Origin of the sequence: Acinetobacter lactucae, assembly GCF_013344765.1 — a bacterium.
Classification (GTDB): Bacteria; Pseudomonadota; Gammaproteobacteria; order Pseudomonadales; family Moraxellaceae; genus Acinetobacter; species Acinetobacter lactucae_A.
Map to the genome: position 1 here is coordinate 1 of NZ_JABVBF010000319.1, position 1,446 is coordinate 1,446.

General features: G+C 33.7%; 2 protein-coding genes. Both read right to left on the minus strand.

Annotation, left to right across the window (positions count from 1 at the left end; translation table 11 throughout):
• Positions 1-452: Lrp/AsnC family transcriptional regulator (locus HUN22_RS17015; protein WP_217488219.1), on the minus strand; the 452-nt coding region annotated here is incomplete at its 3' end.
• A 232-nt stretch (positions 453-684) separates the two neighbouring features.
• A complete protein-coding gene (locus HUN22_RS17020) occupies positions 685-1,359 on the minus strand; it encodes an HAD family hydrolase (protein WP_174731875.1) in 675 nt (224 codons plus the stop codon).
• Positions 1,360-1,446 lie beyond the last annotated feature (87 nt).

Genomic DNA, 1,446 nt, shown 5'->3' on the forward strand with positions numbered 1-1,446 from the left:
GATTTAAGAGGGCGTAGCGCAAAGGTCGAACGGGTGTGGCGTATTCCTTTAATTGAATAAAGTTTTTTTCTTAAAAATCGTTCGTAATGGTCAGCATCTTTGACTGCTACTTTAACCAGATAATCATAGTCACCTGTGACGAGATGAGCTTCTACAACTTCAGGTATATCGGCTAATGCTTCGCTGAAATTTTCTAGCATTTCGTCATCGTGGCGCTCTAAAGTAATTTCAATAAAAAAGACTTCATGAATGCCAATCGCTTTGGGGTTTACGTTTACCGTATAGCCTTCAATAATTTTTAAAGTTTCCAGACGTTTCAGTCGAGTCCAGCACGGAGAAGATGAAAGACCGACTTCTTCGGCCAATTGGGCAACAGTTAAACGGCCATTTCCACGTAATGCAGATAAAATTTTTCGATCTATACGATCTAGTGTGTATTCTGTTCTGTTCAAAATATAAACCAAAGAAGAATCTTCTGATAAACCTGAATATACTTCATTTTTATGCTGTGAACATTTAAAAATATCAAAAAATACAGGAAACATTTTGAGTCAAAGGTACATACACTATTTCTATGCATCAAACCTTTCTGGATAGAGGTTGAGATGGAGCAAAGAGCACTGTTTCAGTAAGGGTGACTAAACAGTGCTCTTTGCGGATTTCATAAAAGAACAAATAACCATTTTAAAGAATGAAATTCTCTAATGTATTAATTGCTGTTTCTAGTTGATCATAATGGTGAATTTTTTCATCAGCTAAAGAAGAGTTGATAGAAGGATCGGGATGGAAAAAGATTGTTTTCATTCCAGCTTTGTTAGCACCTTCAATATCGGCTTTCGGATTATCTCCTACAAAAATACATTCATTAGGGATAAAACCAAGCTCTTTACAGGCATGCTCAAATATTTGTATATCTGGTTTTCGTAAGCCTATCGCCTCTGAAACAATAATTGTAGAAAAAAATTCTTTAAGACCTAGTGCATAAAAGTTATTTTCTTGGAAAGGGGATTTCCCATTAGAAATTAAGCCTAATTTATATCCTTTGTTATAAAGATTCTGAATTGTTTCTGGAACTTTCTCAAAAGGGCGGCAAAACTTATTAAAGTCGTTAATGTACGATTCAAGTAGGTTCTCAACACTAAAGGTTTTTATATTAAAATCTTCTAATAATTGAGAATAAACAACATCTTTCCACACACTTCCATTGTTATCTAATTCGATAAATCTAGTTATAAAAGCTTGTTTATTTTCTTGTGATACTAATTGAAAAAAGTTTACTTGCCACTCAACAAATTTTATAAGAGATGTATTTCGGTCAAGTAGAGTTTGATCTAAGTCGAATAAAATGGCTTTTTGCATCTGCTGTTTTTATAAAATTTTTAGATACGGTCAGTATATCGATCTAACTGCTTTCAGAAGTTTCACATTTTGTCATTGGTGTGTATC

Coding starts and splice junctions, on each gene's coding strand:
- HUN22_RS17020 (WP_174731875.1), bottom strand. CDS start 1,359: ATGCAAAAAGCCATTTTATTCGACTTAGATCAAACTCTACTTGACCGA.